This is a genomic window from Teichococcus deserti (assembly GCF_001982615.1).
Taxonomy (GTDB): Bacteria; Pseudomonadota; Alphaproteobacteria; order Acetobacterales; family Acetobacteraceae; genus Pseudoroseomonas; species Pseudoroseomonas deserti.
The window spans coordinates 1-1,160 of record NZ_MLCO01000563.1 but is presented as its reverse complement, the minus strand read 5'-3'; the positions used below and the strand labels follow the sequence as shown (position 1 = coordinate 1,160).

Here is a 1,160-nt window from a genome sequence, read left to right as displayed (position 1 = left end):
CACCGGGGCAGGCACCTGAGCTGCCTGGGACGACGTCGGCGGGGCGGGCGGCGGGGCGGCGCGGAAGCCAGCGCCGGTGGCCTGGCCGGGGCCGAAGGGCTGCGGCGCCGCCGCGGCGGCGAGCGCGGGCGCCGGCAGCAGCTGCGCCAGGCTGCGGGCGATCTGGCGCATGTCCTCGGCCGCGGCGGCGCCGGGGGCCAGGTCGTAGATCAGCCGCAGCTGCGCCAGCGCCTCGGCCAGCATGCTGTCCTGGCTGACCGCGCCGAGCAGCCGCGGGCCCAGATGGCGGGCGACCGCCTCGGCCGCGGCGCGCGACAGGCGGGAGGAAAGGTCGACGCCGTTCAGCAGGAACTGCACCCGCCCGGCCTGGATCGCCGCCTGGGTGCCGCCGCCGAGGAAGCGGCCGCTCTCGACCTCGCCCAGCATGGCGGCGCTGATCGCCTCCGACTGCAGCACGGTGACGATGACGGAGGCCAGCGGCGCCGCGACGGCGAGCGTGTGCGACGGCCCGGGCGGCAGGTCGGCCAGCACCAGCAGCCGGGGATCGGCCAGCATCTCGCGCAGCGGCTCGGCCAGCAGGCCAGGGTCGCGCTCCAGCGCCACCGCCTGCTCCAGCACCTGGCGCAGCTCGATGGCGCCATGCGGCAGCAGCGTCACGCCGGAGGCGGTCGGCCGCAGCGCCGCGCGCCAGTCGGGCTTCTGCAGCAGATGCGCCAGGTAGCCGCCGCCATCCTGCAGCGGCACGCCGAAATGCAGCCGCAGCGAGTTCTGCGGATCGAGGTCGAGCGCCAGCACCGGCCGGCCCTCGCGCCGCAGCGCGTCGGCGACATTGGCGACCAGGGTGGTCTTGCCGACGCCCCCCTTGGGCGAGGCGAAAAGGATCAGCGGCATCGGCGCCTCAGCTCCGGCCGAAGAGGCGCAGACCGCGCAGCACCTCGGCGGTCGGCGAGGCGGGCACGGGCGGCGGGTTCGGCTCGGCCGCGGGGGTGACGCGGCGCAGCAGCTCGGAGAGCGGCATCGGCGGCGGCAGCGGCTCCGGCTGGGCCTCGGCCACCGGCTCGGGCTCCGGCGGCGCCACCGGGATCAGCAGCGCGGCCGGGACGACGGGGGCCACGGCGGGCAGCGGCTGCAGCCAGGTCGGCCGGTCTCCTTATACACAT

General features: G+C 77.3%; 2 protein-coding genes. Both read right to left on the bottom strand.

Features of this window, described 5'->3' with window-relative positions:
* Positions 1–891, bottom strand: an 891-nt coding sequence (locus BKE38_RS30075) for a cellulose synthase operon protein YhjQ/BcsQ (RefSeq protein WP_076960712.1), incomplete at its 3' end; no start/stop codon positions are given.
* A 7-nt stretch (positions 892–898) separates the two neighbouring features.
* Entirely contained in the window at positions 899–1,114 is a 216-nt protein-coding gene (locus BKE38_RS30070; protein WP_076960711.1) for a hypothetical protein, read from the bottom strand.
* Positions 1,115–1,160: the final 46 nt, after the last annotated feature.